Source organism: Pseudonocardia phyllosphaerae (assembly GCF_046546475.1).
GTDB classification, from domain to species: domain Bacteria; phylum Actinomycetota; class Actinomycetes; order Mycobacteriales; family Pseudonocardiaceae; genus Pseudonocardia; species Pseudonocardia phyllosphaerae.
Window position 1 is genome coordinate 65995 of sequence record NZ_JBKGXS010000013.1, and the last position, 24738, is coordinate 90732.

The window sequence follows — 24738 nt, forward strand, 5'->3', positions numbered from 1 at the left end:
CGATTGGTTCGCTGTTCACTGCCGTGGCTCCGACTGTCCCGGAGCACTGTCCTCCTGAGGAGGCTTCGTCGCGGCCCGGAACGAGGCGACACGCACCCCAAGGGCACGCCCCCGGGCCCGGACGCGCGGTCCGAGCACCTCGGCCAGCCGACGACCGGCACGCTCGGCAACGCGCCCGATGCACAGCCCGGCCAACATAGGGAACGAGCGAGGCTCCCGTGGAACGATTGAGCACCAGCGCAACGGAGCATCCCCGGTCGCGAACCGGATCTTGTACGAGGCATCGCCTCCCGACAGATCCAGCCGACGATCACCACGGGCAAAGCAGTCCTGCACAGCCAGCCACAATGTGATGACCGACGGCTTGAGACTCGCCCAGGCCTCGTCGAAGCCGCTGTTCCAGTGCAGCGTTTCCCCACCAGCACTGATCAGGGCGTGGCCGCATACCAGACGCCCTTCGGCCTCGAGTATCCACAGGCGCATCCGGCCGTCGCCGAGCATGTCCTTGGCGGCCCGCACGACGGCCGGCTCGGTACTCGCCCCGAGACCAGAGCCACCCATATGGCTCCACCTCCGGTGATGGAGCTCCATCATGTCGTGGATGACCGTCGGAGCCTCGGCTGCGTCCGTCACCGCCCGGAACGACCCGCCAAGCTTCTCCAGGTTGCGCCGCCCTCGACGCATCTGCTGGCGGAAGTTGCTACTGCGCGCCGCAAGCCAGGCCTCGTGGTCTCCGTCCATCTCGACGACAGGCGCCGGAGCCCGTCTCCAGTCGACCACCCGGGCCGGGCGCCCTGGCCACGTCGTCGCAATCAGCTCTGGCCAGGGCTCCTCCGCGTCGATCGCCTCCAGAGCGACCGCGGTCGGGACCGGGGTGGACCAGGCGAGGGCATCGGCGACGGCGACGGCGATCTCACACTCACGACCCGGCTCAGCCAGTGGTCCGACCCGGTGGGTAAACCCGGCCGCGAACGGCTTGTAGACGCTCCGCCTACCGCGCGCCCGCTCGAGGTGGAAGGGGGCGATACCGACGAGCCGGTCCCCTTCGAGCACCACGACCACCCGAGCACGTGCCCCAGCGGGCGCAGCCACGTTCTCCCACCACGCCAGCAGCCAGGCCGGGGAGCTCGCAGGACGCCCAGTCGCAACCGCAAGAGCGTCCCAGGCAGGGATCCATCTCTCGAGTGAACGGATGTTGTCAACGACGATCGCGTTCAGAGTGCCCGGCATCGTGTCACTCCTCAGGTTGCCATCCGCCTGCTCCTCGCACCTCCACGGTGTGGCGTTACTGCTCCGCGCTCCCGGTCACCCACCCCATTGGAGCAGACACGACCAAGGTGACCTCAGTGCACGCACGCCTACTTACTCATACAGTCAATTTTTTGTCCGCTTTGCCCGATCCGTCGCAAGCAATGAGCCTCAGATTAGCCCATACCGTCCCATGTGAGCGGCATTTGCAGCAGTTACCCCATCCGAGCAGTCTTGTCGCGCACACTTGAGTACTCTCCTTGCCTCCGCAGTCGGCGTCACGGATCGCATCCCGCGAGGCCACCTGAAGATCGATCGAGCGCGCCCACTCTCCGTAGCTTGACGACCACGCTCGGTCATATTCCGTCGTGGAGGCCGCCCCTTGAGCTCATGGAAGATCCGGCTCAATCCCCGTAGAGGCGTAACGCGCACCCCTGGCGCATCGAGGCTTTGACAAGAGAATCATCTCCACACCAGCATCCGGGGGCTGCAACATGTCCGACAATTCGCGACGCGCATTGATCACCGGTATCACCGGACAGGACGGCTCGTACCTGGCCGAGCTCCTGCTGGCGAAGGGCTACCAGGTCCACGGCCTCATCCGCCGTGCCTCGACCTTCAACACCGGCCGGATCGAGCACCTCTACCAGGACCCGCACGATCCCGACGCACGCCTGTTCCTGCACTACGGCGACCTCACCGACTCCAGCCGGCTCGTCACGCTGATCGAGAAGATCCACCCCGACGAGGTCTACCACCTGGCCGCCCAGTCCCACGTCCGCGTCTCGTTCGACGAACCCGAGTACACCGGCAACACCACCGGTGTCGGCACCACCCGCCTGCTCGAGGCCATCCGCATGGTCGGCGTCGACTGCCGCTTCTACCAGGCCTCGTCCTCGGAGATGTTCGGCGCGACCCCGCCCCCGCAGAGCGAGGACACGCCCTTCTACCCGCGCTCGCCCTACGGCGCCGCGAAGGTCTACGGCTACTGGATCGCCCGCAACTACCGCGAGGCCCACAACCTGTTCGCCGTCAACGGGATCCTGTTCAACCACGAGTCCCCGCGCCGCGGCGAGACCTTCGTGACCCGCAAGATCGCCCGCGCCGCCGCCCGCATCGCGCTGGGCATCGACCGCAACGTCTACCTCGGCAACCTCGACGCCGTCCGCGACTGGGGCTACGCCCCCGAATACGTCGAGGGCATGTGGCGGATGCTCCAGGCCGACGAGCCCACCGACTACGTCCTGGCCACCGGCACCGCCTACACCGTCCGTGACTTCGTCCGGTTCTGCTTCGAGCACGTGAACCTCGACTGGGAGGACCACGTCCGCTTCGACGAGTCCTACCTGCGCCCCACCGAGGTCGACTCGCTCATCGGCGACGCCAGCAAGGCCCACGAGCTGCTCGACTGGAAGGCACAGACGCTGCCCCCCGAACTGGCGAAGATCATGACCCAGGCGGAGCTCGACGGTCACGCGCCGTCGCCGGGGATTCATCCGATCCGGTAACGCAATCCTGCCTGTCTACGACAGAACGGGTACGCGAGAGATCGGCGCCGATCCCCAGCGGAGCCATCGCTCAGGACTCGCCATGCTGAAGGAGCAGTACCGCTGTGAGCACGCATCACGAGGTATCCCGTGGTTCGGAGGGGTCATCCCGTCCGGACCGGGAACGGGGCTCGCCCGCCGTCCCACGCCCGCGTCGCCGTCCCCGCGCGGTCGAGGTCGAGGCACCGCGCTGGCAGCGCCGGTTCTCGATGGCCGTCGCGATCGGTGACCTGCTGACCATCACCGTCGTCGTCACCCTGTGTGTGGTGCACGGGCTCCCCGGCTTCGAGGCCGGTGACCGTGCACGGATCGGGAGCGGCCTGCTCGCCGCCGCGCTGCTGGCGGTGGCGCTGCCGCTGTGCCACGCGTGGGACTCCCGCGTCCTCGGCCAGGGCTCGGACGAGTTCGTCCGCCTGGCCCGTGCCGTCCTGCTCGCCGACGTCGTGCTCGCGCTCGGTGGCCTGTCGATGATGGTCCAGTCGTCGCGGGAGTGGGTCTTCCTGCTCGTCCCGCTGACCGGCGTCGCGATGCTCGTGACCCGCTTCGTGCTGCGCAAGTGCCTGCACCACCAGCGCGGGCGCGGCCGCGGGCTGCTGCCCGTACTGGCCGTCGGCTCCGAGGAGGCGGTGACCGACCTGATCCGCCGCACCCGGCGCGACCCGTACTTCGGCTGGAAGGTCACCGGCGTCTGCACACCGACCGGCACCGGCACCGCCGAGAGCCACCTGGTCGACGACGTCCCGGTGCTCGGTGACCTGGACTCGGTCCCGAGCCTGGCCGGCAGCGGGGAACACGGCGTCGTCGCGGTCTGCCAGGCTCCGGGCTGGGGCCCCGCCCGGCTGCGCCGGCTCACCTGGCACCTGGAGGGGGCGGGCACGGAGGTCGCCGTCGACCCGGGCCTGATGGAGATCGCCGGGCCCCGCCTGCACATCAGCCCGGTGGACGGGATGCCGCTGCTGCGGCTGTCCGAGCCGAGCTTCAGCGGGCTGTCCCGGGTGCTCAAGCACACCACCGACAAGGCCGTGGCCGGCCTCATCCTGCTCCTGGTCGCGCCTGTTTTCCTGGTGATCGCCCTGTCGGTGAAGCTGCACGACCGAGGCCCGGTGTTCTTCCGCCAGGAGCGCGTCGGCACCAACGGCCGCACCTTCGGAATGATCAAGTTCCGGTCGATGGTCGTCGACGCCGAGGCCCGCCTCGCGCAGCTGACCAACGACCACGCCGAGGGCCCGCTGTTCAAGATGCGCCGCGACCCGCGGATCACCCCGGTCGGCGCGCTGCTGCGCAAGTACTCGCTCGACGAGCTCCCCCAGCTGCTCAACGTGCTCAACGGCTCGATGAGCCTGGTCGGCCCGCGCCCGCCGCTGCCGCGTGAGGTCGCCTCCTACGCCGACGACGCGCGCCGCCGCCTGCTCGTCCGTCCCGGCATGACCGGGCTGTGGCAGGTCAGCGGCCGCAGTTCCCTCACCTGGGAGGAGTCGGTCAGACTGGACCTGCGCTACGTCGAGAACTGGTCCCCGGCGCTGGACCTGCTGATCCTGTGGAAGACGTTCGGCGCCGTCGTGCGCTCGAGGGGGGCCTACTGATGCTGGACCGTTCCGCACGGCTCTACATCGCCGGGAGGCGCGGCCTCGCCGGGTCGGCCATCTCCCGCGCCGCCGAGGCCGCCGGGTTCACCGACGTCGTCGGCGCCACCTCCGCCAAGGTCGACCTGCGCGACCGCACCGCCGTGTTCGACCACCTGCTCGAGGTCCGCCCGCACGCCCTGGTCCTCGCCGCGGCCAAGGTCGGCGGCATCGTCGCCAACGACACCTACCCAGCCGACTTCCTGTCCGAGAACCTGCGGATCCAGACCAACGTCCTCGACGCCGCGCACGCCGCCGGCGTCGGGCGCCTGCTGTTCCTCGGCTCGTCCTGCATCTACCCCAAGTACGCCGAACAGCCGATCCAGGAGTCCAGCCTGCTCACCGGCGCGCTGGAACCCACCAACGACGCCTACGCCGTCGCCAAGATCGCCGGCATCATGGCCGTCCAGTCCGCCCGCAAGCAGTACGGCCTGCCCTGGATCTCGGCCATGCCCACCAACCTCTACGGGCCCGGCGACAACTTCCACCCCACCCACAGCCACGTCCTGCCCGCCCTGATCCGCCGCTTCCACGAGGCCCGCGAGAACGGCACCGACCAGGTCGTGCTCTGGGGCACCGGCACCCCGCGCCGCGAGTTCCTGCACGTCGACGACCTCGGCCGCGCGATCATCCACCTGCTCGACCACTACGACGACCCGCAGACCATCAACGTCGGCACCGGCACCGACCTCACCATCCGCGAGCTCGCCGACACCGTCGCCGACGTCGTCGGCTACACCGGCGAGATCGTCCAGGACACCACCAGGCCCGACGGCACCCCGCGCAAGCTGCTCGACACCAGCCGGATCAACGCCCTCGGCTGGGAGCCCCGCATCGAGCTGCGCGAGGGCATCACCGACACCTACCGCTGGTTCCTCGACCACCACACCGAGGCCCGCCTCGGCACGTGACGAGGCCTGGCCAACCTGGTTCGCTTAGGTAAGCTTTCCCTGTGCACCGGTATCCCGTGGCCCTGCTCGCGGTCCTGCTCCTCGCGCTGGCGGGCTGCTCCTCCGGGGACACCCCGCCCCCGGCGGCGGCGCCGTCGGCCGACGGCGCCTTCCCGACGACGATCGACTCCGCACTCGGCCCGGTGACCATCCCGGCCGAGCCGCAGCGCGTCGTCACGGTCGGCTGGGGCAGCCAGGACGCGGCGCTCGCGCTCGGCGTCGTCCCGGTCGGGATGCCCGACATGACCGGTGACACCGACGACGGCGGCGGCATCCTGCCGTGGGACAAGGACAAGCTGCAGGGGCAGAACCCGACGCTGCTGAACTCGACGTCGTCGGACCTGCCGTTCGAGCAGATCACCGCGCTGAAGCCGGACGTGATCCTCGCGGTGAACTCGGGCCTGACCCCCGAGCAGTACTCCACGCTGTCCAAGATCGCGCCGACGGTCGCCTACCCGGGCAAGCCGTTCCTGACGTCGTGGCAGGACCAGATCAAGCTCGTCGGCCAGGCGCTCGGCGAGCCGCAGAAGGCCGCGGACCTGCAGCGTTCCACCGAGGAGACGATCGCGAAGGCCAAGGCCGCGCATCCGGAGTTCGCCGGGAAGAAGGCCGCGTTCGGCTCGGCCACCGAGCCCGGCTCCTACAACCTGTACCTGCAGTCGGACTCGCGGGTGCAGCTGCTGCACGAGCTCGGCTTCGCGGTCTCCCCCGGCCTGCCGACGACCGCGCCGTCGTTCGCCGCGAAGGTCAGCATGGAACAGGTCGGCAGGCTCGACGCCGACGTGCTCGTCTCCTGGTACCTCGCCGAGGACGTCCGCAGGCAGGTCGAGGCCAACCCGGTCTTCCAGCGCAGCCCCGCGGTGCAGCGCAAGGGCTACGTCCCGCTGACCGACCCGGCGATGGTGTACGCGACGTCGGCGGTGACCGTGCTCAGCCTCCCGTGGATGCTCGACCGCTACCTGCCGGAGCTCTCCAAGGCCGCCAAGGGGTGACCTGCGCGGACCTGATCGACGAGCTCGCCGCCGGTGCACGGGTCCTCGGCTGGTCCGAGGGCCTGCACAACCGGGCCGAGTTCCTCCGCGCCCGCAACGCCGTCGTCGCACACCTGGTGCGGCGCGGCACGCTGCGGGTCGTCGCGGCGGAGACGAACTTCGCGCTCTCGCGCCCCGTCGACGCCTGGCTGGGCGGCGCCGGCCCGGACACCCCGCCCGAGGACGTCGTGCACGGCGTCTGGTCGTGGAACCGGACCGGCCTGCGCGACAACGCCGTGCTGCTGCGGTGGCTGCGCCGGCACAACGCGGGTGTCCCGCCGCAGCGGCGGGTGCGGTTCGTCGGGCTGGACGCGTTCGGCGCCACCCGCCCGGCGCCCGCCGCACTTCCGGCCGAGGACGTGGCCCTGGCCGACGAGCTGCGCGCCGTCGCCGCGGCGCACGCCGACCACCGCGACGTCGACGTCCGCGACGGCGCCCAGCACCGCGCCCTGTGCGCGGTCGCCGACCGGTTCCCCGGCGAGCGGATCCTGCTGTTCGAGCAGGTCGGGCACCTGGACCCGGGCCTGCCCGGCTCGCTGGGCGCCCGGCTGCGCGAGCACGGGCCGGGCCCGTTCACGGCCGTCGCCGCGGTCTGGCGCGACGGCGAGCCCGACGTGTCGTTCCCGCTGGGGCGCTACGCCGGGCTGAGCCGGCGGCTCGCGTCGTCGCCGCTGCGGCCCGGGCCGTCGGGCACCGGGCTGCTGGACCTGCGCGGCACCGGGTCGGACTTCGCCGCCGCGTTGTACACACCCGCACTCTCCAACGCCGAGGAGTTCCGATGACCCCGCGCGTGCACCTGGCCGTGTTCCCGATGAGCCCGTTGCAGATCCAACGCGACTGGACCCGCTCACCCGGCTTCGCCCGCCGCGTGCTGGATCCGGAGTTCCTGGCGCAGATCGCGGCGATCGCGGAGAGCGGCGTCGTCGACCAACTGTTCATCCCGGACAAGAACACGGTCAACGGCACCTCCGACGAGGACCTCACGACGCTCGGCAACGCCTGGTTCGAGCCGGTGACTCTGATGAGCTACCTGGCGGCACGGACGCGGCACATCGGCCTGGTGGCGACGGCGTCGACCCGCTGGTTCGAGCCGTTCCAGGTGGCCCGGATGTTCGCGAGCCTGGACCACCTGTCCGGCGGCCGCGGCGGGTGGAACGCCGTGTCGTCGCACCCCGGTCTGGAAGACCACAACTACGGCCACCTTCCCGCGGTCGAGGGCGACGCGAGCAGCCGCCGGCACCGGGAGTTCGTCGAGGTCGTGCTCCGGCTGTGGGACTCCTGGGACGCCGACGCGATCGTCGCGGACGTCGCCGAACCGCGCTGGGCCCGCCCGGGCTCGGTCCGCCGGATCGGCCATCACGGCGAGTTCTTCCAGGTCGAGGGCCCGCTCAACGTGGCTCGCTCGCCACAGGGGCGCCCGGTCGTGGTCCAGGCCGGGGAGTCGGAGCGGTTCCGCGAACGCGCCGCCGCGACCGCCGACGTCGTGTTCACCCGCTTCCTCGGCGTCGAGCAGGGTGCCGCCTTCACCACCGATCTGCGGGAGCGGACCGAGCGGGCGGGGCGAGGGCCGGACAGCGTCCGGGTGCTGCCCAGCGCCGTCGTGACGCTCGGCCGGGGCGATTCCGGCGACCCGGTGATGGCCACACACTGGCACTTCCGCGGCTCCGCGGTCGGGTTCACCGTCCTGCCCACGCTGCTGCCCGACGACTTGACCGAGTTCGTCGGGGCCGTCGTCCCGGAGCTGCAGCGGGCCGGCGCGGTACCGCCCGGCTACTCAGGGACGACGCTGCGGGAGAACCTGGCGCTGCCCCCGGTTGGATGATCCTCGGTGCGCGGGCGTGTCGCTAACGCTGTCCGCTTCGGGCCCGAAACACTCTTCAAGGCTCGTACGTCCGTTCTCGAGGAGCTCCCCGTGCCCGACATCGATCGGCTCAAAGGCACTATCCGCTCGTTGCTCGCCCTCGCCTTCCGCGTGGCGATCCTCCCGATCCGCGTGGTGGTCCTGCGGCTCCAGGAGACCCGTCCGGAACTGCGGGAACGCACCGCGACGTGGTCCTGGCTGTGGCAGCCGGGCTGGAGCCGGTCGGTGTACGAGTCGCACTACCGCGGCGGCGCGGACCCGGACGGCTACGCGGTCCGCGACTACGAGCAGGGCAAGTTCCGCGACCAGCTGGCCGCGCTCGGCGAGCGCCGCTTCGCCCGCGGCCTCGAGGTCGGCTGCGCCGAGGGCGTGTTCACCGAGAAGCTCGCCGGTATCTGCGACGAGCTCGTCGCCGTCGACATCTCCGACGTCGCCGCCGCGCGGGCCCGGGAGCGCTGCACCGGCCACGACGGCGTCCGCGTCGAGCGGATGAACCTGCCTTTCGTGATGCCCGACGGCACGTTCGACCTGATCGTCTGCTCCGACGTGCTCTACCTGTGGGAGGGCACGACGCTGCGTTTCGGGGTGTCGGCAATGCGCCGGATGCTGCGTCCCGGCGGGGTCCTGCTGCTGCAGCACTACCTGGGCGAGTTCGGGCAGGCGCTCAACGGCGACCAGGTGCACGAGCGCGTGCTGGCTTCGCTGCACGAGGAGCCGGAACTGCGTGTGCTGCACCGGGAGCGCCACCCCGATGTGGGCCCGGACGGCGCCGGTGCGGGGTACCGGATCGAGGTCCTGGAACGGGTCGCCTGACCCGGCTCATCAATGATGATGATCCGCACGGGGTGTCGCTAATAGACCGTCCTGAGCAGGCGAATCCAGGGGCAGAACGGCATTCGGAGTCACCCCACCGACGCCCCCTGGAGAGCCCCGATGAGCATCAGCACGACGACCGCCCCCACCGCCCTCGACCCGGTCGTCGAGGCCGAGCAGGCCACCTCGGCCGCGTCCGCCGCGGCGACCGAGGCCGAGATCGTCGTCGCCGGTGCCGCACTCGGGACGGCCCCGGCCCGCGTCGCCGGCCGCGGCTACGCGGTGCTCAACGCGGTGCTCGCGCTGGCGCTGATCCTGGTGCTGGCGCCGGTCATGCTGGTCGTCGCGGTCGCGGTGAAGCTCGACGGCGGCCCGGTCCTGTTCCGCCAGAAGCGCGTCGGCCGCGACGGCGCCGAGTTCGGGATGCTGAAGTTCCGCTCGATGGTCGTCGACGCCGAGGCCCGCCTGGCCGCGCTGGCCGCGCACAACGAGGGCTCGGGCCCGCTGTTCAAGATGGCCTCGGACCCGCGGATCACCCGCGTCGGCGGCGTCCTCCGCAAGTTCTCGCTCGACGAGCTGCCGCAGCTGTTCAACGTCGTCGGCGGCTCGATGGCGCTGGTCGGCCCGCGCCCGGCGCTGCGCCGCGAGGTCGACCAGTACTGCCCGCTCGCCGCCCGCCGGCTCGCGGTCAAGCCCGGCCTGACCGGTCTGTGGCAGGTCTCCGGCCGCAGCGACCTGTCCTGGGTCGAGTCGATCCGCCTCGACGCCGAGTACGTCGAGCGCTGGTCCCCGGCGCTGGACCTGGCGATCCTGTTCCGCACCGTCGGTGCGGTCCTCCGCGGCGGTGGCGCCTACTGACCGGCTCCGCTCCGCCGTTCCGACCGGCCCGTGCCGGTGGCTTCCCCCGCCACCGGTACGGGCCGGTCTCGTGTCAGAGGGTCGGGGGCAGGGTGGGCTCGACGACCTTCATCGACGAGTAGAGGCGGTCGCAGATGCCGGTCGATCCGCGGGCACCGTGGGCGGTCACGGACAGGACCTCCGCGCTGTCGGGAGCGATCTGCGAATCCTTCTTCACCAGGAGCCGACCCACACAGAGCGAGCCGCCGTCGCCGTAGTGGTCATCGACCATTCTCAGCGGACGCCGGCCCACGGTGACCAGCTCCGACGGATCGTCGAAGGCGATCGCCGGGACCACCTGCCACTTGAGCGTCATCTCCGGCCGGCCTCCCGACAGGTCGCCGAGAGTGCATTTCCCCGCTGTCATGTCGCGCTCGACCGTGCCGACGTCGAGCCCGGGAAGGGCCCGGGCGAGCGCCGCTCTGGAGGCGGCCGGGAAGCACGGGTCGATCGAAGCCACCCGGAGCCGGCTCAGCCGCGTGCTGTCGTAGGGCAGCCCGTTGCGCGCGAGCTGCTGCACCGCGCCGACGACGACGGTGTCGGCGAGACGGCACGGATCGGGCTGTGTGGTGGAGCGGTGACCGGTCACCTGCGCTGCGGTCCGGTCGGAGATCCGGACCTCGTCCACGCAGAAGTCGCCGATCCCCTCGTGCTGCTGCACCTGGACCCCACCGAGGGAGACAGGAGCACCACGAACCGGGTACTGCGTGTCGGAGCTCGTCGCGTCCTGGAAGGCGATCTCGACGTGGCCCAGATCCTTCGTGTCCGGAGTCCACGCGGTGCAGCCGCTCATCGAAGGCCCGGGGTCGACGTAGGTGTTCGTGCCCAACCGGTCGACCGTGTCGGGATCGAGCAGCCGGCAGGGATCGAGGTTCCGCGGGTCGCCGGTCTCCACCAGCTCCGGCACGTGGGCCGGCACTCCGTTCAGCCCGGGCGGAGCGGGGGTCAGAGGCTGCTCGGGAGCCGCCTCCGCGGTGACAGCAGGCTCCGCGGTGGCAGCCGGCTCCGGTCCGGGGCGCACCGCGACGCCCACCCCGACACCGGCGACGAGCAGTGCCGCCGCACCGACGGCCACCAGCACCCACACACCCCGCCGCGACCCGGACGAGGCGGCGGGTGCTGCCTTCGCGACGGTCGCACCGTTGTGCTCGCCTCCCTGCTGCCGAGTCTCGGCGCCGGTCTCACCGTTCATCTCCACTCCCTGGCTCGAGGGCACCTGCAGATCGGGATACTGGGGACGCTGGCTCGGGAGGGCTCCCGGTCGACGCTCACCACGGCACCGTCGAGGGCGGGACCGGCTTCGCCGTCGCGTTGCCGTTCTCCGTCTCCAGAGTCAGCGTGATCTCCGTCGACGACGTGGCCGTGGACGTGAACCGGGCGCTCCGGTCGAGCTCGCGCGCATCGGTGACGGTGTCGAACATGTCCTTGCGCCCGCCCCAGGACGAGCCGGAGACCGTGTAGACGCTCAGCGTCCCGTCCCGGACCCCGTCGATCTTCGTCGTCGAGCGTGCCCGGACGTAGAGCACCACGACGGCCTTGCCGCCGCTCGCGAGCGTGACGACGGTGTCCCTGGGCCCACGGTTCACGACCACGAACCGGCCCGAGCCTCCGGGCTTCGGGGCCAGCAACACGGTGCCGTTCTTCGGCCGGCTCGCGGGCGGCCGTGACGGCGTGGCCGGCGGGATCGACACCGCCGACTCGAGGACCGTCCTCGGAGCCGCGTGCGACGGCGGCGCAGCAGGTGCGGCGGGTGGAGCGGGCAGGGCGCCGGTCACGCGCGCGCCGCAGCCCGCGGAGACGGCGATGCAGCCGAATGCCATAACGGCGGAGAGACGACGGCGGTTGAGGAGAGGGGGCGGGTGGGTGCTCATCGCTGTGGCTCCGTCACGGGTCCGGTTTCCGGGAACGGCACCACCCTCTCCGCGGGCGGCGAGGACCCCTCCTCGTCCGCTACGTGACCTGCGGCAGGGACGCCTCCACCGTCGTCGCCACCGAGACCACCTGATTGCAGATGTCGGTCTCGAACGACGGTCCGTCGAGGCTCACCAGCAGGTATTCCGACGTGTCCGGCGCCAGCGCCGAACGCGGCTTCATCTGCAGGTAGCCGACGCAGTGCGACGCCGCCGATCCCGCCGGCTCGGGGGTGAAGACCTCGAGCTTCCGGCCGCGGAGGGAGACGACCCGGGAGCCCTCGTCGATCCGCCCCGTGGCGAGGAGCTGCCACTGGAACTGGACGTCGTAGGAGCCTCCGGCGGCCGATCCCGTGCCGATCGAGCACAGACCTGCTTCCGGCACGGAGGTTCGTTCCGCGGCGTTCAACGTATCCGGGTAAGGGAACGGCTTCTCCAGTGCCGCGTCCGGAACCGCAGGCAGACACGGGTCGAGGCGGGCCACGCCGACGGCGTCCAGGCGCTTCCGGTCGTACTGCAGGCCGTCCCGCGCCAGACGGCGCGCGGCACCGGCCGTCACGACGTCGGCGAGCCGGCAGGACGCCGTCTGCCCCTCGGCGCTGTGGGCGGTCACGTGGACCGGTGTCCGGTCGGCGAGCGTGGTGACGGTGTCGCAGCCTCCTCCGCCGTACTTGTACTGACGGATCTCGGCACCGCCCAGGTTCACCGGTGCGGCCCGCAGCTCGGTCGGGTCGTCGTCGCCCCAGGGGTCGTAGAACGAGATCTCCGCCGCGGCGCCGGCCTTCTGCGGGGTGCCGAGGTAGGCGCTGCACCCGGTCAGCACCCGGCCCGGCGCCACCGTGGCCGGTCCGATCTCCGAGATCGCATCGAGGTCGAGCAGCCCGCAGGGGTCGAGCGTCCGCGGGTCACCGGTCAGCCTGATGGCGGGAATGCTGTCCGGGAGGTCGTCGAGGCCCTGGCCCGCGTGCTCGCCGGCCGTCGACCGGTCGACGACGAGCAGCACCGCGGCGGCGATGACCGCTGCCGCCGTCACCAGTCCGGCGAGCACCCGCCCCCGGCGTCGGCGTGGTGTCCGGCGGGATGGTGTCCGGCGGGGCGGGCTCTCGTCGGGCTCGGCGGGCTCGGTCGCCGGCCGCAGCACCTCGCGGGTGGCCGGGCCGAGCTCGCCCTTCATCTCGTAGAGGCGCTCCGCGACGTCGGTCGCCGACGGCCGGCTCCGCGCCGGCGACAGCAGGCAGTCCGCGAGCAGGCTGCTCAACGGACCGGCATGCCGCGGCTCCGGGATCTCGCCGGCCCGCACCCGGTCGAGCAGCCCCTCGGGCTCGTGGTCACCGAAAGGCGGCTGCCCCTCGACGGCCTCGTACAGCACCGCGGCCAGCGAGAACACGTCGGACGCCGGCGTCGCCGACGCTCCCCGCCCCTCCTCCGGGCTCTTGTACGCCGGTGTGCCGACCATCGCCCCGACCGTGGTGCGACGCGGGTCGGCGAACTGGCGTGCGACGCCGAAGTCGGCGAGCTTCGCGGACTCCCCCGACCGCGCGACGAGCACGTTCGACGGCGACAGGTCGCGGTGCACGATGTCGCGGTCGTGCGCGGCCTCCAGTGCCGTCGCGATCTGCGTCCCGATCCAGGCGACCTCACCGGGGTCGAGCCGTCCGCGGGCCGCGATCAGGTCGCGCAGGCTCATCGAGTCGAAGTACTCCTCGACCAGCCACAGGCTCCCGCGTTCCTCGAACATGTCCTGCACCGCGATGACCTGGGGGACGTCGCTGAGCAGCAGCGCGATGCGGCCCTCACCCATGGTCCGGTCGGCCCGCAGCACCGAGGTCATGTCGGCACCGTCGATCCGGGACTGCTTCAACGCGACGATCTCGGGGGCGTCCGGTGTGGACGACGTCCGCCGTGCCCGCCAGACCGTCGCGTGACTGCCCTGCCCGACGACGCCGAGCAGCGCGAAACCGTTGACCGTCCTACCCGGACGGAGTGCGCGGGCCATCAGAGCTTCGCCGGCAGCGTCTTGTCGAGCACCTTCGCCGCGGCGATGAGCCGGTCACAGGTGCCGGTCGATCCGGGTTTCCCGGAGGCGAGCATGGAGAGGTACTCCGCTGCTCCGGGAGCCGCGTTCGAGTCGGTCTTCAGCAGCAGGTACCCGGTGCACGACGGCTCGTCGAAGTCCGCCGTCTCCGGCAGCACCTCGAGCGTGTGCCGGCCCACCGGGACCACCCGGCTGCCACTGGTCTTGTCCGAGGACGGCCACACCTCCCACCGCAGGTCGAGCCCCGGCAGGCCGGTGTCGGAGTCGGCGATCCGGCAGCTCATGTCCGTCTGGTCGTGGGTCGCCTTGTTCCCGCCGAGTCCGGGGAAGGCTGCGTCGAGCTGAGCCGCCGGGACCGAGGAGAAGCAGGGGTCGAGCGTGGCGACCCGGATCCGGCTGAGCCGCTTCGCGTCGTAGGAGAGCCCGCTGCGGGCGAGCTCCCGGACGGCGCCGTCCGCAGCGACGTCCGCGACGCGACACGTGTCGATCTCGCTCGCGGTGTTGGTCGCGAGGACCCAGATCGGGGTGGTGTCCGAGAGCTGGATCCGGACGTGGCAGTACTGCCCCCGTGGCGCGTACCGCTTCACCTCGACGCCGCCCAGGTTCAGGGGCTCCCCACGGACCGTCAGGGCGCTGTCGTTGGGCAGCTTGGCGTCGGCGAAGGAGATCTGCACCGACGTCCGGTAGTCGGTGAACGTCCCCAGGTAGGCACTGCAGCCGCTCAGCGGCTGCCCCGGCCCCACGACCGTGGGCCCGAACTGCCCGATCGCCCGCAGGTCCAGCAGCCGGCACGGGTCGAGGGCCTTCCGGTCGCCGGTCACCGCGATCGTCGGCACGCTCGCCGGCAGCCCCTCCGGCCCCGGGTCCGGAGCGGGGGTGGCAGCGACCTGCGCCGTGGGAGCCGGCGCGGACGCCGGCCAGGTCACCCCGACCGCGATCCCCGCGACGAGCAGCAGCACCGCGGCCACCGCACCGAGCGCCCAGCGACGCCTCGCGCGTGCGGGCGGCGCGACCGGGCCGGGTTCCGTGGTGGCCGCGGCGCCCTCGGTGCGGCGCAGGACCCGCCGCGTCACCTCGCTCGGCCCGCCGTGGAGCTCGTGGAGCCGCTCGGCCATGTCGGTGGCGCTGGGCCGGGTGTTCGCCGTGGCCTGCAGGCCGTCCTCCAGGATCTCGCGCAGCGGCCCGGCGTGCGTGGCGGGCGGGATCCGTCCGGCCCGGATGCGGTCGAGCAGGTTCTCCGGCTCGTGCTCGCCGAACGGGGTCCGCCCCTCGACCGCGTGGTAGAGCACCGCGGCCAGGGAGAACACGTCGGACGCGGGACCGGACCGGCCGCCGCGGGCCTCGTCCGGGCTCTTGTAGGCGGGCGTCCCGACCATCGCGCCGAACGCGGTCCGGTGCGGGTCGCCGAACTGGCGTGCCACCCCGAAGTCGGCCAGCTTGGCCGTCTCGCCGTCCCGGCCGACCAGGATGTTGGCGGCCGAGATGTCGCGGTGCACGATCCCTCGGTCGTGCGCCGCCTCCAGTGCCGTCGCGATCTGCGCGCCGATCCACGCGACCTCCTCGGGCTCCAGCCGCCCCCGGACGTCGATCAGCTGCTGCAGGCTCATCGCGTCGAAGAACTCCTCGACCAGCCACACGCAGCCGCGCTGCTCGAACACGTCGCGTACCGCGATGACCTGCGGGACCCCGGCGAGGCGCTGGGCGATCCGGCCCTCGTCGAGCGCACGGTCCGAACGCAGGGTGGCCCGCAGGTCGGACCGGTCGAGCTCGGTCTGTTTGAGCGCGACGATCGACGGTTCGCGCAGCCGTTCCCGGGTGCGCCGGGCCTTCCAGACGGTTCCGAAACTGCCGCTGCCGACGACGTCGAGCAGCTCGTACTCCTTGACGACCGCTCCCGGGCGTACTGCTCCGAGACGACGCCACACACCCGCCATGCCCGGAAGCTAGCGACGCCTCCCCGGGAGGGGTCCCGAGCCGCGATCAGGCTGGCACGTCGTGCGCGCCGAGCAGCCGCAGGTCCTTGGGCGTGATCGCGCCGCGGTCGATGAGCGCGCAGATCAGGTTGTGGTTCAGCGTGTTCCCCAGCGGCTCGGCGCTGCCGAAGTCCCGCGAGCTGAGACCGGTGACGTCGGCCGAGGCGAGCCGTTGCCGGATCCGGTAGATGCGGTTCTCGACGACCCGGCTGGTCCAACGCGGCCCGTCGGTCTCCGGGGCGGCGGTGTCGAGGAGCCCGGCGACCTGCTCGTAGCTCAGCGGGCGGGGATGGTCGAGGTGCATGAGGTACTGCCGGGCCAGCGCGACGACGGCGAGCCGGTCCTCCGGTTTCACCAGCGACGGGTCCGGCAGGCCCTCGGGCTCCTCGATCGTCGCCCGGCTGTTGCGCGGCGTCGTGTCGGTGTCCGGGGCGAAGGCCCGGGCCTCGTTGCGCCGGCTGACGCGCATCTCGACGACGTAGGTACGGCCGCCGATCGGGGTGTCCAGGAAGATCGGGTGGTACGCGCGGGGCAGCCGGGCGCTGTCCCCGGTGACCAGCCGCCGCGACACCGGCAGCCGGACCTCCATCCGGCCGATGTTCTCCAGGTACCAGTGCCTGCCGTCGAAGTAGATCTGCCCCTGGCGGCGGGAGACCTCGAGGTCGCCGTCGGCGACGTGCACCTGCACGGTGTCGTCGTCGCTGTTGCGGCCGAAGACGACCTGGTGCAGCTGCGGGTCGAACTCGGGTGCGTGCGGGTCGATGCGGACGCCGCCGTCGTCGCCGAGGACGAACAGGACGTCCGCGGGCAGCCCGGCAGGCATCTGCCGGGCCAGGCTTCCGGTGGTCACCGGCAGGTACTCCAGCGCGCGGGCGGCGCCGCGGTGGGGGTGGGACATCGACGTACGCACCTTTCGGGGATGTGATGCGGACAGCGAACCCGACGAGGGTGAGGAGGGGTCCTCAGTGCCGCCGCGGCGCGAGGACGTCGCCGATCCCGTGCACGGCCTCGAAGATCAGCCGGACGGCCTCGTGGTGCGCCGCCTCCGGCTCCCCCATCGGGTCCGGGATCTTGTCGTCGGCCGGCGGGATGGTGCCGCGGCGGGCGCGGGCCGCGTCGACCAGCGCGCGGCCGCGTTTGACCAGGTCCGGCGGCAGGGCGTGCGCGTCGACGGCGGCGGAGAGCCGGGCGAACTCGCGCAGCGCGAACGTGCGGTCCAGCAGGTGCGGGAAGCGTTCCAGCACGGTGGAGCGGTGCCGCACGTTCGCGCCGAGTACCAGGTCGACCCCGTGGATCACGTCGCCGTCGAGCTGGCGTGCGACGAAGGACTCGGCCCGCTGCTCCAGGCCCCACGGTGCGAGCTGCCGGCGCGTCATCGGGTGCATCCCGCTCCCGACGACCGCACGCACTCCCGCACTCGACACCTCGACCCGCGCGGCCTCCCGGCCGCCGAGCCGGCCGACCAGCAGGTTGCGCAGCAGCAGCTCCCCGGCCGGGGACCGGCAGATGTTGCCGGTGCACACGACGAGGACCCGGAACCGGTCGTCCGGTCCGGGGCCCGGTGCCGCGTGTCTGGTCATCGGCACATTGTCGGTCACCGAGCCCACGGGAACCAGCGGTGCGCCCTGATCCGGTCATCCTCGGCGGGCCGCCACACAGATCGTTCTGTCTCAGGCTGAGACAGCCGCGGGACTTCCGACAGGCGACGCTGTACGACAGTAAGGCTGCCCTAAGAGAGCAACGACGCCTCGGAGGTCCGCTTCACCTCCGGCCGAGAAGAAGGCGAGACGACGATGTCCACCCTGTTGTCCGACGACCAGCAACGGACACTGGTCGACGTGCTGCGTGCGGCGTTCCCGCACGACTCGTTCCCGACCGGCCCCTACGAGCGGACCGCACAGGCCGTGGTCGACGCGGCCGCGACGAGCCCGCGCCTGCAGTCGCTGCTGCTGCAGGGCCTCACCGATCTCGACCAGCAGCGCGAGGTGCCGTTCTCCCGGCTGGAGCCCGACATCGCCGCCGTCGTCCTGCGCGGCATCGCCGACACCCCGTTCTTCGCGCAGATCGTCGAGATCTCCGTGGTCGCGCTCTACAACGACCACGAGGTCTGGGACGTGCTGGGCTACGAGGGTCCCTCCTTCGACAAGGGCGGCTACATCGACCGCGGGTTCGACGACCTGGACTGGCTGCCCGACCCGCGGATCGAGAGCTACTGCACCGACAAGGAGGCCTCGGCATGACGCGCTTCGACTACGACGACTCCGACGTGGTGGTGGTCATCGGCTCCGGCGCCGGCGGCGGCACGCTGGCCAACGAGCTGTGCGGGCGGGGCTTCAAGACCGTCGTCCTGGAGGCAGGCCCGCACCTGACCGCCGAGGACTACCACAACGACGAGTGGGAGGCCTTCGGCCAGATGGCCTGGAGCGACCCGCGGACGACGTCGGGCAGCTGGGCCATCGCCCGGGACTTCCCGAACCTGCCGGCCTGGATCGTCAAGGCCGTCGGCGGGACGACGACGCACTGGGCCGGGGCCTGCCCGCGCTTCAAACCACACGAGTTCGCCGCCCGCACCGTCTACGGCGACCTCGAGGGCACCAGCCTGCTCGACTGGCCGATCACCCTGTCCGAGCTCGAGCCCTACTACGACAAGGCCGAGATCAAGATGGGCGTGACGCACCGGCACGGGCGCCCGCCTCTTCCGGCGAACAACAACTACAAGGTGTTCGCCAACGGCGCGGAGAAGGTCGGTTACCGCGACTACGCCACCGGCCCGTACGCGACCAACGCCGAGCCCTACGACGGCCGCCCCGCGTCCATCCAGGACGGCTTCAACTTCCAGGGCGACAAGCAGGGCTCGAAGTGGTCGACGCTGGTCGCCGAGCTGCCCAAGGCCGAGGCGACCGGCAACCTGGACCTGCGGCCGGAGAGCCAGGCCGTGCAGATCCTGCACGACCCGAGCGGCCGGGCCACCGGGGTGCTCTACGTCGACCGCAACGGCACCCTGCGCCGCCAGCGCGCCGCGGTCGTCTCCGTCGCGGGCAACTCGATCGAGACCGCCCGGCTGCTGCTGCTCTCCGCGTCCACCCGGTTCCCGGAGGGTCTGGCGAACTCCTCCGGGCAGGTCGGGCGCAACTACATGCGCCACACCACCGGCACCGTGTGGGGCCAGTTCGACAAGCCGGTCCGGATGTACCGCGGCGAGACGATGGCCGGGGTGATCGCCGACGAGTCCCGGCTGGACACCGAGCGGGGCTTCGCCGGCGGCTACTACATGGAGACGATCTCGCTGGGCCCCGCGTTCTTCGGCAAGTTCGTCGCGCCGGGCAGCTGGGGGCCGCAGCTGGCCGAGGTCGTGGACCAGTACCTCAACACCGCAGGCATGTGGATCGTCGGCGAGGACATGCCGCAGGAGACCAACCGGATCACGTTGTCGGACACGGTCGACGAGCACGGCCTGCCGGTCGCGAACGTCCACTTCGACGACCACCCGAACGACGTGGCGATGCGCCGGCACGGCCAGACCCAGGGCGCCGCGGTGTACAAGGCGGTCGGGGCGCACCGCACGATCGAGACGCCGCCCTACCCGTCGACGCACAACCTCGGCACCTGCCGGATGAGCCAGCGGCCCGGCGACGGCGTCGTCGACCGGTTCGGGCGTGCGCACGACGTGCCGAACCTGTTCATCACCGACGGCAGCGTGTTCACCACCGGCGCGGCCGCGAACCCCACGCTGACGATCGTCGCGCTGGCCACCCGGCAGGCCGACTACATCGCGTCCGAGTACCGCGCGAGCGGGAACTGAGGAGGAGAGACGATGACCTCGTCCGTGTCCGCACCACCCGACCCGTACCAGTTCCTGCCCGAAGTCGAGACGTTCACGCTGACCAGCACCGACATCGCCGACGGCGTCCCACTGGCCGCGCCGCAGGTCAGCGGCATCATGGGCGCCGGCGGGCAGGACCGCTCGCCGCAGCTGAGCTGGCGGGACTTCCCCGTCGCCACCCGCAGCTTCGCGGTCACCGTCTACGACCCGGACGCCCCGACCGGCAGCGGGTTCTGGCACTGGGCGGTCGCCGACATCCCCGCCCACGTCACGTCGCTCGAGGCGGGCGCGGGTGACCCGGGAGGGACCGGGCTGCCGCAGGGCGCGCTCGCCCTGCCCAACGACGCCGGGATCCACCAGTACCTCGGCGCCGCGCCACCGGAGGGGCACGGCGTGCACCACTACTACGTCGTCGTGCACGCCGTCGACGTCCCACGGCTGGGTGTCCCGCGGACCGCCAGCCCGGCGTTCCTCGGGTTCAACCTGTTCACCCACACCCTGGCCCGGGCGACGATCACCGCCACCTACGAGCGCTGACTCCGGAGGGCCGTGACGGACGTGGCGTCGCGGCCCTTCCGGCTCGGGCGTGCTCATACCGGCACCGGTGGTCGTGGCTCGGGGATCCGCTGGTGCAGCGGGTTCCGGCGTGGACCGCCGGGCAGCCACTCCGGTGGATGGAACAGCGGGAACCCGCCTTCCATCGTGATCTCCCACTCGGAGTGGTGGATGACGCGGTGGTGCCAGGAACACAGCAGCACCAGGTTGTCCACATCGGTCGGACCGTCGTCGATCCAGTGGCGGACGTGGTGCGCGATGCACCACTGGGGCGGTGCGTCGCAGCCGGGGAACGCGCAGCCGCCGTCGCGGTGGGCCAGTGCCCGGCGCTGTGCGCGGTTGGCGAGACGGATCTCGCGGCCGGCGAACAGGGGCTCGCCGGTCGTCGCGAGCACGATCGGGACGACGCGCGCGTCGCAGGCCAGCCGCAACGCGGTCTCCGCGTCGACGGCGGCGGACAGCTTGCCGTCTCCGAAGGACAGCTCCGCGGCGCCGGTGCGCTGCTGCAGTGTCTCGAGCGAGGACGTGACGACCAGGCGCACGGACTCCCCCGCCTCGACGCCGAGTGCGTCGGTGGCGAGCATCCGGCGGGCGATCTCGACCAGGCCGTCGCCGTTGCGCTCGGCGACGCTGCGCTCGTCGCGGGCGGCGTCGGAGTTGTAGAGCCCCGGCGGGGTCGGCGTGCCGTCCGGCCCGGGGACGGGCGGGACCGGCGCTGTCAGCGGGGACAGGGCGCTGCGCAGGACGGCGGCGGACTCGGGGTCGAGCCAGCCGCGCAGCTCCGTGCCGTCGCCGAGCGGGCGCAGGGTCAGCCGGTTGTGGGTGGGCGGCGGCTCACGCGGGCGCGGACCGTCCGGATCCAGCAGTGCGATGGCGCGCTTGCCCATCTGCGCGACCTCGTCGGGGTCGACGACCCGCGCGTACCCGGTCAGCGTCTCCTCCAGCGGCCGGCGGTGCTCGGCCTCGAGGTGCGGCGGGATGGCGGCGAGCTGGGCCTGGATGACGCGCACGTGCTCGGCGGAGACCGCGCCCTCACGCACCGCGGCGGCGAGCACCGGGAGCCGCGGCTCCACCGCACCGCCGGAGAGCGCGCGCTCGGGCGTCAGGTCCTCCGCGGCGCGCACGCGGTTGCGCGCGACCGCACGCGTGACGTTCTGCGCGCCCCGCAGCAGGTCGGTCGTGTCGCGGAAGCCTGCGGGCTCGGCGAGCCCGCGCGCGGCGATCTCGTCGATCACCTCGTACATCTCGGCCTGGAGCAGGTTCAGGCGCTCCTGGGCAGCGGGAAGCGCGGCGAGGAGGTCCTCGTCGCTGCGGTTCCACCACTGGCCCATGCGACCCAGCATACTCGAACTGGCGTTCGATATCACTGCTTTGAGGTGGGCGGAAGGATTCGATCGACGAGCGGTCGACGGTCCCGAGGTGCCCGGTCAGACGCGCCGTTTGGCCGCCCCGAGCGCCGCGGTGGCCACGAACAGGACCACCGCCACGATCCCGAGCCAGAGCAGCACGCGGGCCGTCTGACCGGACGCTCTCAAGAGATCTCCATGACCTCCCCGACCGTCGAGTGCGGCGCGTGCTGGCAGTCGTAGATCAGGTTCATGATCCCCATCGGTCCCTTGAAACCCTCTCCGTCCGTCTGTGCCGCCAGCTGCTCGACACCGGTCATCTGGGTCTGCTGGTCCATGCCGAGAAACTCGGTGCACGTCGTCGACGCGGTGACCTCGGGCTTCCCGCAGGAGCCCAGGAGGACGGTTCCGGCCACGATGCACGCCAGTGCGAATCGTCTCCTGATCACGCCGGGCCACCGATCGAGGCACGGACCGACGGATCGACGTGGCGCAGCTCCCCGGCGACGGTCTGCAGGAACAGCAGGTACATCCAGTACCCCTTGACGCTCGCAGGGCCGGCGGGGATAAAGCCGTAGTAGTACATGCGGCTCTGGGTCCAGGTGTCGAGCCCTCCGACGATCAGCTGGGTACGCCGGCCGTGCCCGGTCGCGACGGCCCGGAACGTGGCGTGGAGCTTCCACGAGTTCGTGATCGACAGGGCGAGCTCATCGGGCCGCTTCCCCTGCACGTCGACATGGTCACCACCGACGACGAACCAGTTGCCTCGCACTCCGGTGGCCGCCCGGACGTGGTCGAGCACGGTCGCCGCGTCCAGGCCGGTGTCGATCTGCAGCCGTAGCCGCGAGCGCCCCTTGGCGGTCACCGGCGTCGCGAACGTCAACGGCCGCCCCGGCGGGCCGAGACGCGGACGTTGCCCGATCCAGCCGGGCGACGTCGACGTCACGCCGTTGCGCTGATTCGCGATCGCGCCCCACACGGATCGGATGGCGATCGCCAGGGGAAGGCTTCCAAAGAGGATCATCCATCGGTCGGAGTACGTGCCCGAGAACCCGGCCGCCCCGGCCACGATGCCGAGCAGCGCGGCTCCGGCACAGCCTGCGCGCCAGTAGGTCGGCATCGTCGGCGTGAACACCGCCGCTGCCGCGACGAGAGCGCCGACGATCGACACGACGGCCAGGGTGGCGTGTTGCGACTCGCCGTCCGACGCACTCGTACCGGCGAGCACCGCAGCGACGATCCCGAGCACGATCATGCCGATCGCGCCGAACTTCATCCAGGACGGAACGTTGCGCAGCCGCTGGGGTAACGCGTCGTTCGCCCGGCGGGCGAGACCCTCCACTGTGCCCGGCGGTCCGGCCGAACCGATCGCCGGGACGAGACTGTCGCGGACCCCGCCGACTGCGGACTCCAGGTTCCGGACCGGTGCGAGCGGCGTCTCCCCCGCGAGCGCACGCATCCGGCTCGGTGCGGTGATCAGTGCTAAGACGGCGAGGCCGAGCACCCCGACCGCCAGCAGCTCGATCTGCCCGGCCTCGGTCATCAGTGCGGCCACGACTCCGGCGAGCGAGCTCACCGCGGCGAGGAGCCGCAGAGTCCGCAGCACCGCGCCGCTCTCCCGACCGCAGGCGATCTTGCCGAGACGGTCGTTCATCAGTACGGCGCCACCGACGACGGTCACGAACACCAACCCGGCAAAGGCCTGGCGGGCTGCGGCGTCGGCCTCGGTGGCCCACCCGAACGCGACGCCGGCGCCGGCGGCACCGGCGAGGGCGAGCCAGACCGCGCAGGTTCGGACGGCCCTCATCTCGACCGGATCGTTCGGACCGCGTGCTGCATCGCCGGCAGGTGACACCACGAGGACCGCGCAGGCCAGCAGGATCGCGCCGACCGCGACGAATCCGCCGGGCCCCGGCACGTTCTCGTCGCAGGCCGCGACCACCGTGCACGCCGCCAGCACGACACCCGCCCACGGCGCGACGACGCTCGCCCTGACCAGCGCGACGGCGAGGGCGCCGTACCCCGCGGCCAGCAGGAGCGGCGGGAGAGTCGAGGTCACCATCAACCAGGAGAAGCCCTCGTACTCGGTGGCCCAGCCGAGCGCGTCGACGAACAGGCCGACGGCGAGGAGCCCGGCGAGCCCCGCGGCCGCCCATCCCCAGGGCGACACCGCTTGGCCGGACGCCGAACCGGCGGGGGTCGGCGGGACGAGTGGACGCCCGAGTGGCTGTTCGGCGGTCATCGGGGCACCTCAGCGCCTTCCGCGGCCGTCGCAGGCGAAACAGGTCTTCTGTCCACGACAGACCGGGCAGTTGGTCCGGATCATGCCGCCGACCGACCCGCTTCCGTTGCACTTGTGGCACACACGCTTACCTGGTGGTTTCTAGCGAGCGTCGCAACACGGGTCTGCTGCAGCAGACCCATGTTCGAGCGGCGGAAAGAACCGAGACGTAACGATGAATGCCGAGTTAGCGAGGTTGTGTTCGTTGTCGATCGGATCAAGCGAGAGGAAGTCCGGATGAAGCGTCGGCGCGCCGTTGCCAGGGTCGCGGTCACGGCCCTCATGGTGGGAATTCTCGGGACTGGACTGGGTGTCGCGGAGGCCTCCGCGGGGCCGCCGAACACAGTGGTCCCCCCCGCAAAGCATGGCTGTGGCTACGTCACCACTGGCGCCCTGTGGTGGAAGAAGACAGTCTGGCGCTGCTGGTGAGCGACGACTGGCCCCCGGCGGAGGTCCGGTTCGCCGCCCGCCGCTGGGAGGTCGTGGCCGGTCGTCATGTCACATTCGGACGGGGCGCGTCCTGCGATATCCGCTTCGGTGCAGATCCGCTCGATGACTTCGTGTCCCGCACCGCGGGTTCGTTGACCGGGCTCGCCGACGGGGTGCTGGTTCGCAACACGTCGTCCACGAAATCGATCACGCTCTTCGCCGTGCCCGGGCCGGAGACGACCATCCGGCCCGGTGCGGCGGTCGGGACGATGCCGCACTTCCGGTGCCAGCTAGGGCGTGTCTCCCAAACTGGTGGATCGGGGTGCGCGATGCTTGATCGGTGTCGCGCACTGCTGTCCTGACCGACGCTCAGTGGGCCCGTCTGGCCCCGTTGCTGCCCTCGTCGGAGGGTCGTCG

The 24738-nt window shown here is 71.6% G+C and carries 22 protein-coding genes; 12 read left to right on the forward strand and 10 right to left on the reverse strand.

Annotated features, from left to right (window positions below):
• Nucleotides 1-15: 15 nt before the first annotated feature.
• Nucleotides 16-1062 (reverse strand): GNAT family N-acetyltransferase, encoded by a 1047-nt coding sequence (locus tag ACLE50_RS21460; RefSeq protein ID WP_410945414.1) that lies wholly within the window; start codon nt 1060-1062, stop codon nt 16-18.
• 680 nt (nt 1063-1742) lie between these two features.
• Between ACLE50_RS21460 and gmd the strand changes: the two genes are divergently transcribed.
• The 8 genes from gmd to ACLE50_RS21500 all read left to right on the forward strand — a co-directional run bounded on the left by gmd (nt 1743) and on the right by ACLE50_RS21500 (nt 9930).
• Nucleotides 1743-2756 carry a GDP-mannose 4,6-dehydratase gene (gmd, locus tag ACLE50_RS21465; protein WP_410945415.1) on the forward strand — a complete coding sequence of 338 codons (1014 nt, stop codon included), beginning with the start codon at nt 1743-1745 and terminating at the stop codon, nt 2754-2756.
• Between the two features lie 248 nt (nt 2757-3004).
• Nucleotides 3005-4378, forward strand: a complete 1374-nt coding sequence (locus ACLE50_RS21470; RefSeq protein ID WP_410945416.1) for a sugar transferase — start codon at nt 3005-3007, stop codon at nt 4376-4378.
• Nucleotides 4378-5328, forward strand: a complete 951-nt coding sequence (locus ACLE50_RS21475) for a GDP-L-fucose synthase family protein (RefSeq protein WP_410945417.1) — start codon at nt 4378-4380, stop codon at nt 5326-5328. Before ACLE50_RS21470 ends, ACLE50_RS21475 begins: the two co-directional genes overlap by 1 nt.
• A 41-nt stretch (nt 5329-5369) precedes the next feature.
• A complete protein-coding gene (locus ACLE50_RS21480; protein ID WP_410945418.1) occupies nt 5370-6359 on the forward strand; it encodes an iron-siderophore ABC transporter substrate-binding protein in 990 nt (329 codons plus the stop codon).
• Nucleotides 6356-7180 (forward strand): erythromycin esterase family protein, encoded by an 825-nt coding sequence (locus ACLE50_RS21485; RefSeq protein WP_410945419.1) that lies wholly within the window; start codon nt 6356-6358, stop codon nt 7178-7180. The genes ACLE50_RS21480 and ACLE50_RS21485 overlap by 4 nt, the downstream gene beginning before the upstream one ends.
• A complete protein-coding gene (locus ACLE50_RS21490; RefSeq protein WP_410945420.1) occupies nt 7177-8220 on the forward strand; it encodes an LLM class flavin-dependent oxidoreductase in 1044 nt (347 codons plus the stop codon). Before ACLE50_RS21485 ends, ACLE50_RS21490 begins: the two co-directional genes overlap by 4 nt.
• A gap of 90 nt (nt 8221-8310) precedes the next feature.
• Nucleotides 8311-9072, forward strand: a complete 762-nt coding sequence (locus ACLE50_RS21495) for a class I SAM-dependent DNA methyltransferase (RefSeq protein WP_410945421.1) — start codon at nt 8311-8313, stop codon at nt 9070-9072.
• Between the two features lie 120 nt (nt 9073-9192).
• Nucleotides 9193-9930, forward strand: a complete 738-nt coding sequence (locus tag ACLE50_RS21500) for a sugar transferase (RefSeq protein WP_410945422.1) — start codon at nt 9193-9195, stop codon at nt 9928-9930.
• 73 nt (nt 9931-10003) lie between these two features.
• Here ACLE50_RS21500 and ACLE50_RS21505 read toward each other — a convergent pair whose 3' ends face one another.
• From ACLE50_RS21505 to ACLE50_RS21530, 6 genes are all read right to left on the reverse strand, one after another.
• Nucleotides 10004-11161, reverse strand: coding sequence for a hypothetical protein (locus ACLE50_RS21505; protein ID WP_410945423.1), 1158 nt, complete (start codon nt 11159-11161; stop codon nt 10004-10006).
• A 76-nt stretch (nt 11162-11237) separates the two neighbouring features.
• On the reverse strand, nt 11238-11600 hold the full coding sequence (locus tag ACLE50_RS21510; protein WP_410945424.1) for a hypothetical protein: 363 nt from the start codon (nt 11598-11600) through the stop codon (nt 11238-11240).
• Between the two features lie 319 nt (nt 11601-11919).
• Nucleotides 11920-13875, reverse strand: coding sequence for a serine/threonine-protein kinase (locus tag ACLE50_RS21515; protein WP_410945425.1), 1956 nt, complete (start codon nt 13873-13875; stop codon nt 11920-11922).
• The gene (locus tag ACLE50_RS21520; RefSeq protein ID WP_410945426.1) at nt 13875-15848 is read right to left on the reverse strand and encodes a serine/threonine-protein kinase; all 1974 of its coding nucleotides are present in this window, start codon (nt 15846-15848) and stop codon (nt 13875-13877) included. Before ACLE50_RS21520 ends, ACLE50_RS21515 begins: the two co-directional genes overlap by 1 nt.
• 46 nt (nt 15849-15894) lie before the next feature.
• Nucleotides 15895-16785, reverse strand: a complete 891-nt coding sequence (locus tag ACLE50_RS21525) for an FHA domain-containing protein (RefSeq protein ID WP_410945427.1) — start codon at nt 16783-16785, stop codon at nt 15895-15897.
• A gap of 64 nt (nt 16786-16849) precedes the next feature.
• Nucleotides 16850-17467, reverse strand: a complete 618-nt coding sequence (locus tag ACLE50_RS21530; RefSeq protein WP_410945428.1) for an arsenate reductase/protein-tyrosine-phosphatase family protein — start codon at nt 17465-17467, stop codon at nt 16850-16852.
• Between the two features lie 213 nt (nt 17468-17680).
• Between ACLE50_RS21530 and ACLE50_RS21535 the strand changes: the two genes are divergently transcribed.
• Genes ACLE50_RS21535 through ACLE50_RS21545 form a run of 3 tightly spaced genes read left to right on the forward strand, consistent with a single transcriptional unit; the run spans nt 17681 to nt 20247 of the window.
• Complete coding sequence (locus ACLE50_RS21535) at nt 17681-18127, forward strand: hypothetical protein (RefSeq protein ID WP_410945429.1); 447 nt, start codon at nt 17681-17683, stop codon at nt 18125-18127.
• Nucleotides 18124-19689, forward strand: a complete 1566-nt coding sequence (locus tag ACLE50_RS21540) for a GMC family oxidoreductase (protein WP_410945430.1) — start codon at nt 18124-18126, stop codon at nt 19687-19689. The genes ACLE50_RS21535 and ACLE50_RS21540 overlap by 4 nt, the downstream gene beginning before the upstream one ends.
• Nucleotides 19690-19713: 24 nt before the next feature.
• Nucleotides 19714-20247: a YbhB/YbcL family Raf kinase inhibitor-like protein gene (locus tag ACLE50_RS21545; RefSeq protein WP_410945438.1), complete on the forward strand. Its 534-nt coding sequence runs from the start codon at nt 19714-19716 to the stop codon at nt 20245-20247.
• 53 nt (nt 20248-20300) lie between these two features.
• Here ACLE50_RS21545 and ACLE50_RS21550 read toward each other — a convergent pair whose 3' ends face one another.
• The 3 genes from ACLE50_RS21550 to ACLE50_RS21560 all read right to left on the reverse strand — a co-directional run bounded on the left by ACLE50_RS21550 (nt 20301) and on the right by ACLE50_RS21560 (nt 23853).
• Nucleotides 20301-21596: an HNH endonuclease signature motif containing protein gene (locus tag ACLE50_RS21550; RefSeq protein ID WP_410945431.1), complete on the reverse strand. Its 1296-nt coding sequence runs from the start codon at nt 21594-21596 to the stop codon at nt 20301-20303.
• Nucleotides 21597-21796: 200 nt separating this feature from the next.
• Nucleotides 21797-22027: a hypothetical protein gene (locus tag ACLE50_RS21555; RefSeq protein ID WP_410945432.1), complete on the reverse strand. Its 231-nt coding sequence runs from the start codon at nt 22025-22027 to the stop codon at nt 21797-21799.
• 29 nt (nt 22028-22056) lie between these two features.
• The gene (locus tag ACLE50_RS21560; protein ID WP_410945433.1) at nt 22057-23853 is read right to left on the reverse strand and encodes a hypothetical protein; all 1797 of its coding nucleotides are present in this window, start codon (nt 23851-23853) and stop codon (nt 22057-22059) included.
• A gap of 464 nt (nt 23854-24317) precedes the next feature.
• Here ACLE50_RS21560 and ACLE50_RS21565 point away from each other — a divergent pair, with 464 nt between their 5' ends.
• Nucleotides 24318-24683 carry a hypothetical protein gene (locus ACLE50_RS21565; protein WP_410945434.1) on the forward strand — a complete coding sequence of 122 codons (366 nt, stop codon included), beginning with the start codon at nt 24318-24320 and terminating at the stop codon, nt 24681-24683.
• Nucleotides 24684-24738: the final 55 nt, after the last annotated feature.

Excerpts from the sequence above, each read along its gene's own strand:
- gmd (WP_410945415.1), top strand. The coding sequence starts at position 1,743 with ATGTCCGACAATTCGCGACGCGCATTGATCACCGGTATCACCGGACAG.
- ACLE50_RS21470 (WP_410945416.1), top strand. The coding sequence starts at position 3,005 with ATGGCCGTCGCGATCGGTGACCTGCTGACCATCACCGTCGTCGTCACC.
- ACLE50_RS21475 (WP_410945417.1), top strand. The coding sequence starts at position 4,378 with ATGCTGGACCGTTCCGCACGGCTCTACATCGCCGGGAGGCGCGGCCTC.
- ACLE50_RS21490 (WP_410945420.1), top strand. The coding sequence starts at position 7,177 with ATGACCCCGCGCGTGCACCTGGCCGTGTTCCCGATGAGCCCGTTGCAG.
- ACLE50_RS21500 (WP_410945422.1), top strand. The coding sequence starts at position 9,193 with ATGAGCATCAGCACGACGACCGCCCCCACCGCCCTCGACCCGGTCGTC.
- ACLE50_RS21505 (WP_410945423.1), bottom strand. The coding sequence starts at position 11,161 with ATGAACGGTGAGACCGGCGCCGAGACTCGGCAGCAGGGAGGCGAGCAC.
- ACLE50_RS21515 (WP_410945425.1), bottom strand. The coding sequence starts at position 13,875 with ATGGCCCGCGCACTCCGTCCGGGTAGGACGGTCAACGGTTTCGCGCTG.
- ACLE50_RS21520 (WP_410945426.1), bottom strand. The coding sequence starts at position 15,848 with ATGGCGGGTGTGTGGCGTCGTCTCGGAGCAGTACGCCCGGGAGCGGTC.
- ACLE50_RS21525 (WP_410945427.1), bottom strand. The coding sequence starts at position 16,785 with ATGTCCCACCCCCACCGCGGCGCCGCCCGCGCGCTGGAGTACCTGCCG.
- ACLE50_RS21530 (WP_410945428.1), bottom strand. The coding sequence starts at position 17,467 with ATGACCAGACACGCGGCACCGGGCCCCGGACCGGACGACCGGTTCCGG.
- ACLE50_RS21535 (WP_410945429.1), top strand. The coding sequence starts at position 17,681 with ATGTCCACCCTGTTGTCCGACGACCAGCAACGGACACTGGTCGACGTG.
- ACLE50_RS21540 (WP_410945430.1), top strand. The coding sequence starts at position 18,124 with ATGACGCGCTTCGACTACGACGACTCCGACGTGGTGGTGGTCATCGGC.
- ACLE50_RS21550 (WP_410945431.1), bottom strand. The coding sequence starts at position 21,596 with ATGGGCCAGTGGTGGAACCGCAGCGACGAGGACCTCCTCGCCGCGCTT.
- ACLE50_RS21560 (WP_410945433.1), bottom strand. The coding sequence starts at position 23,853 with ATGACCGCCGAACAGCCACTCGGGCGTCCACTCGTCCCGCCGACCCCC.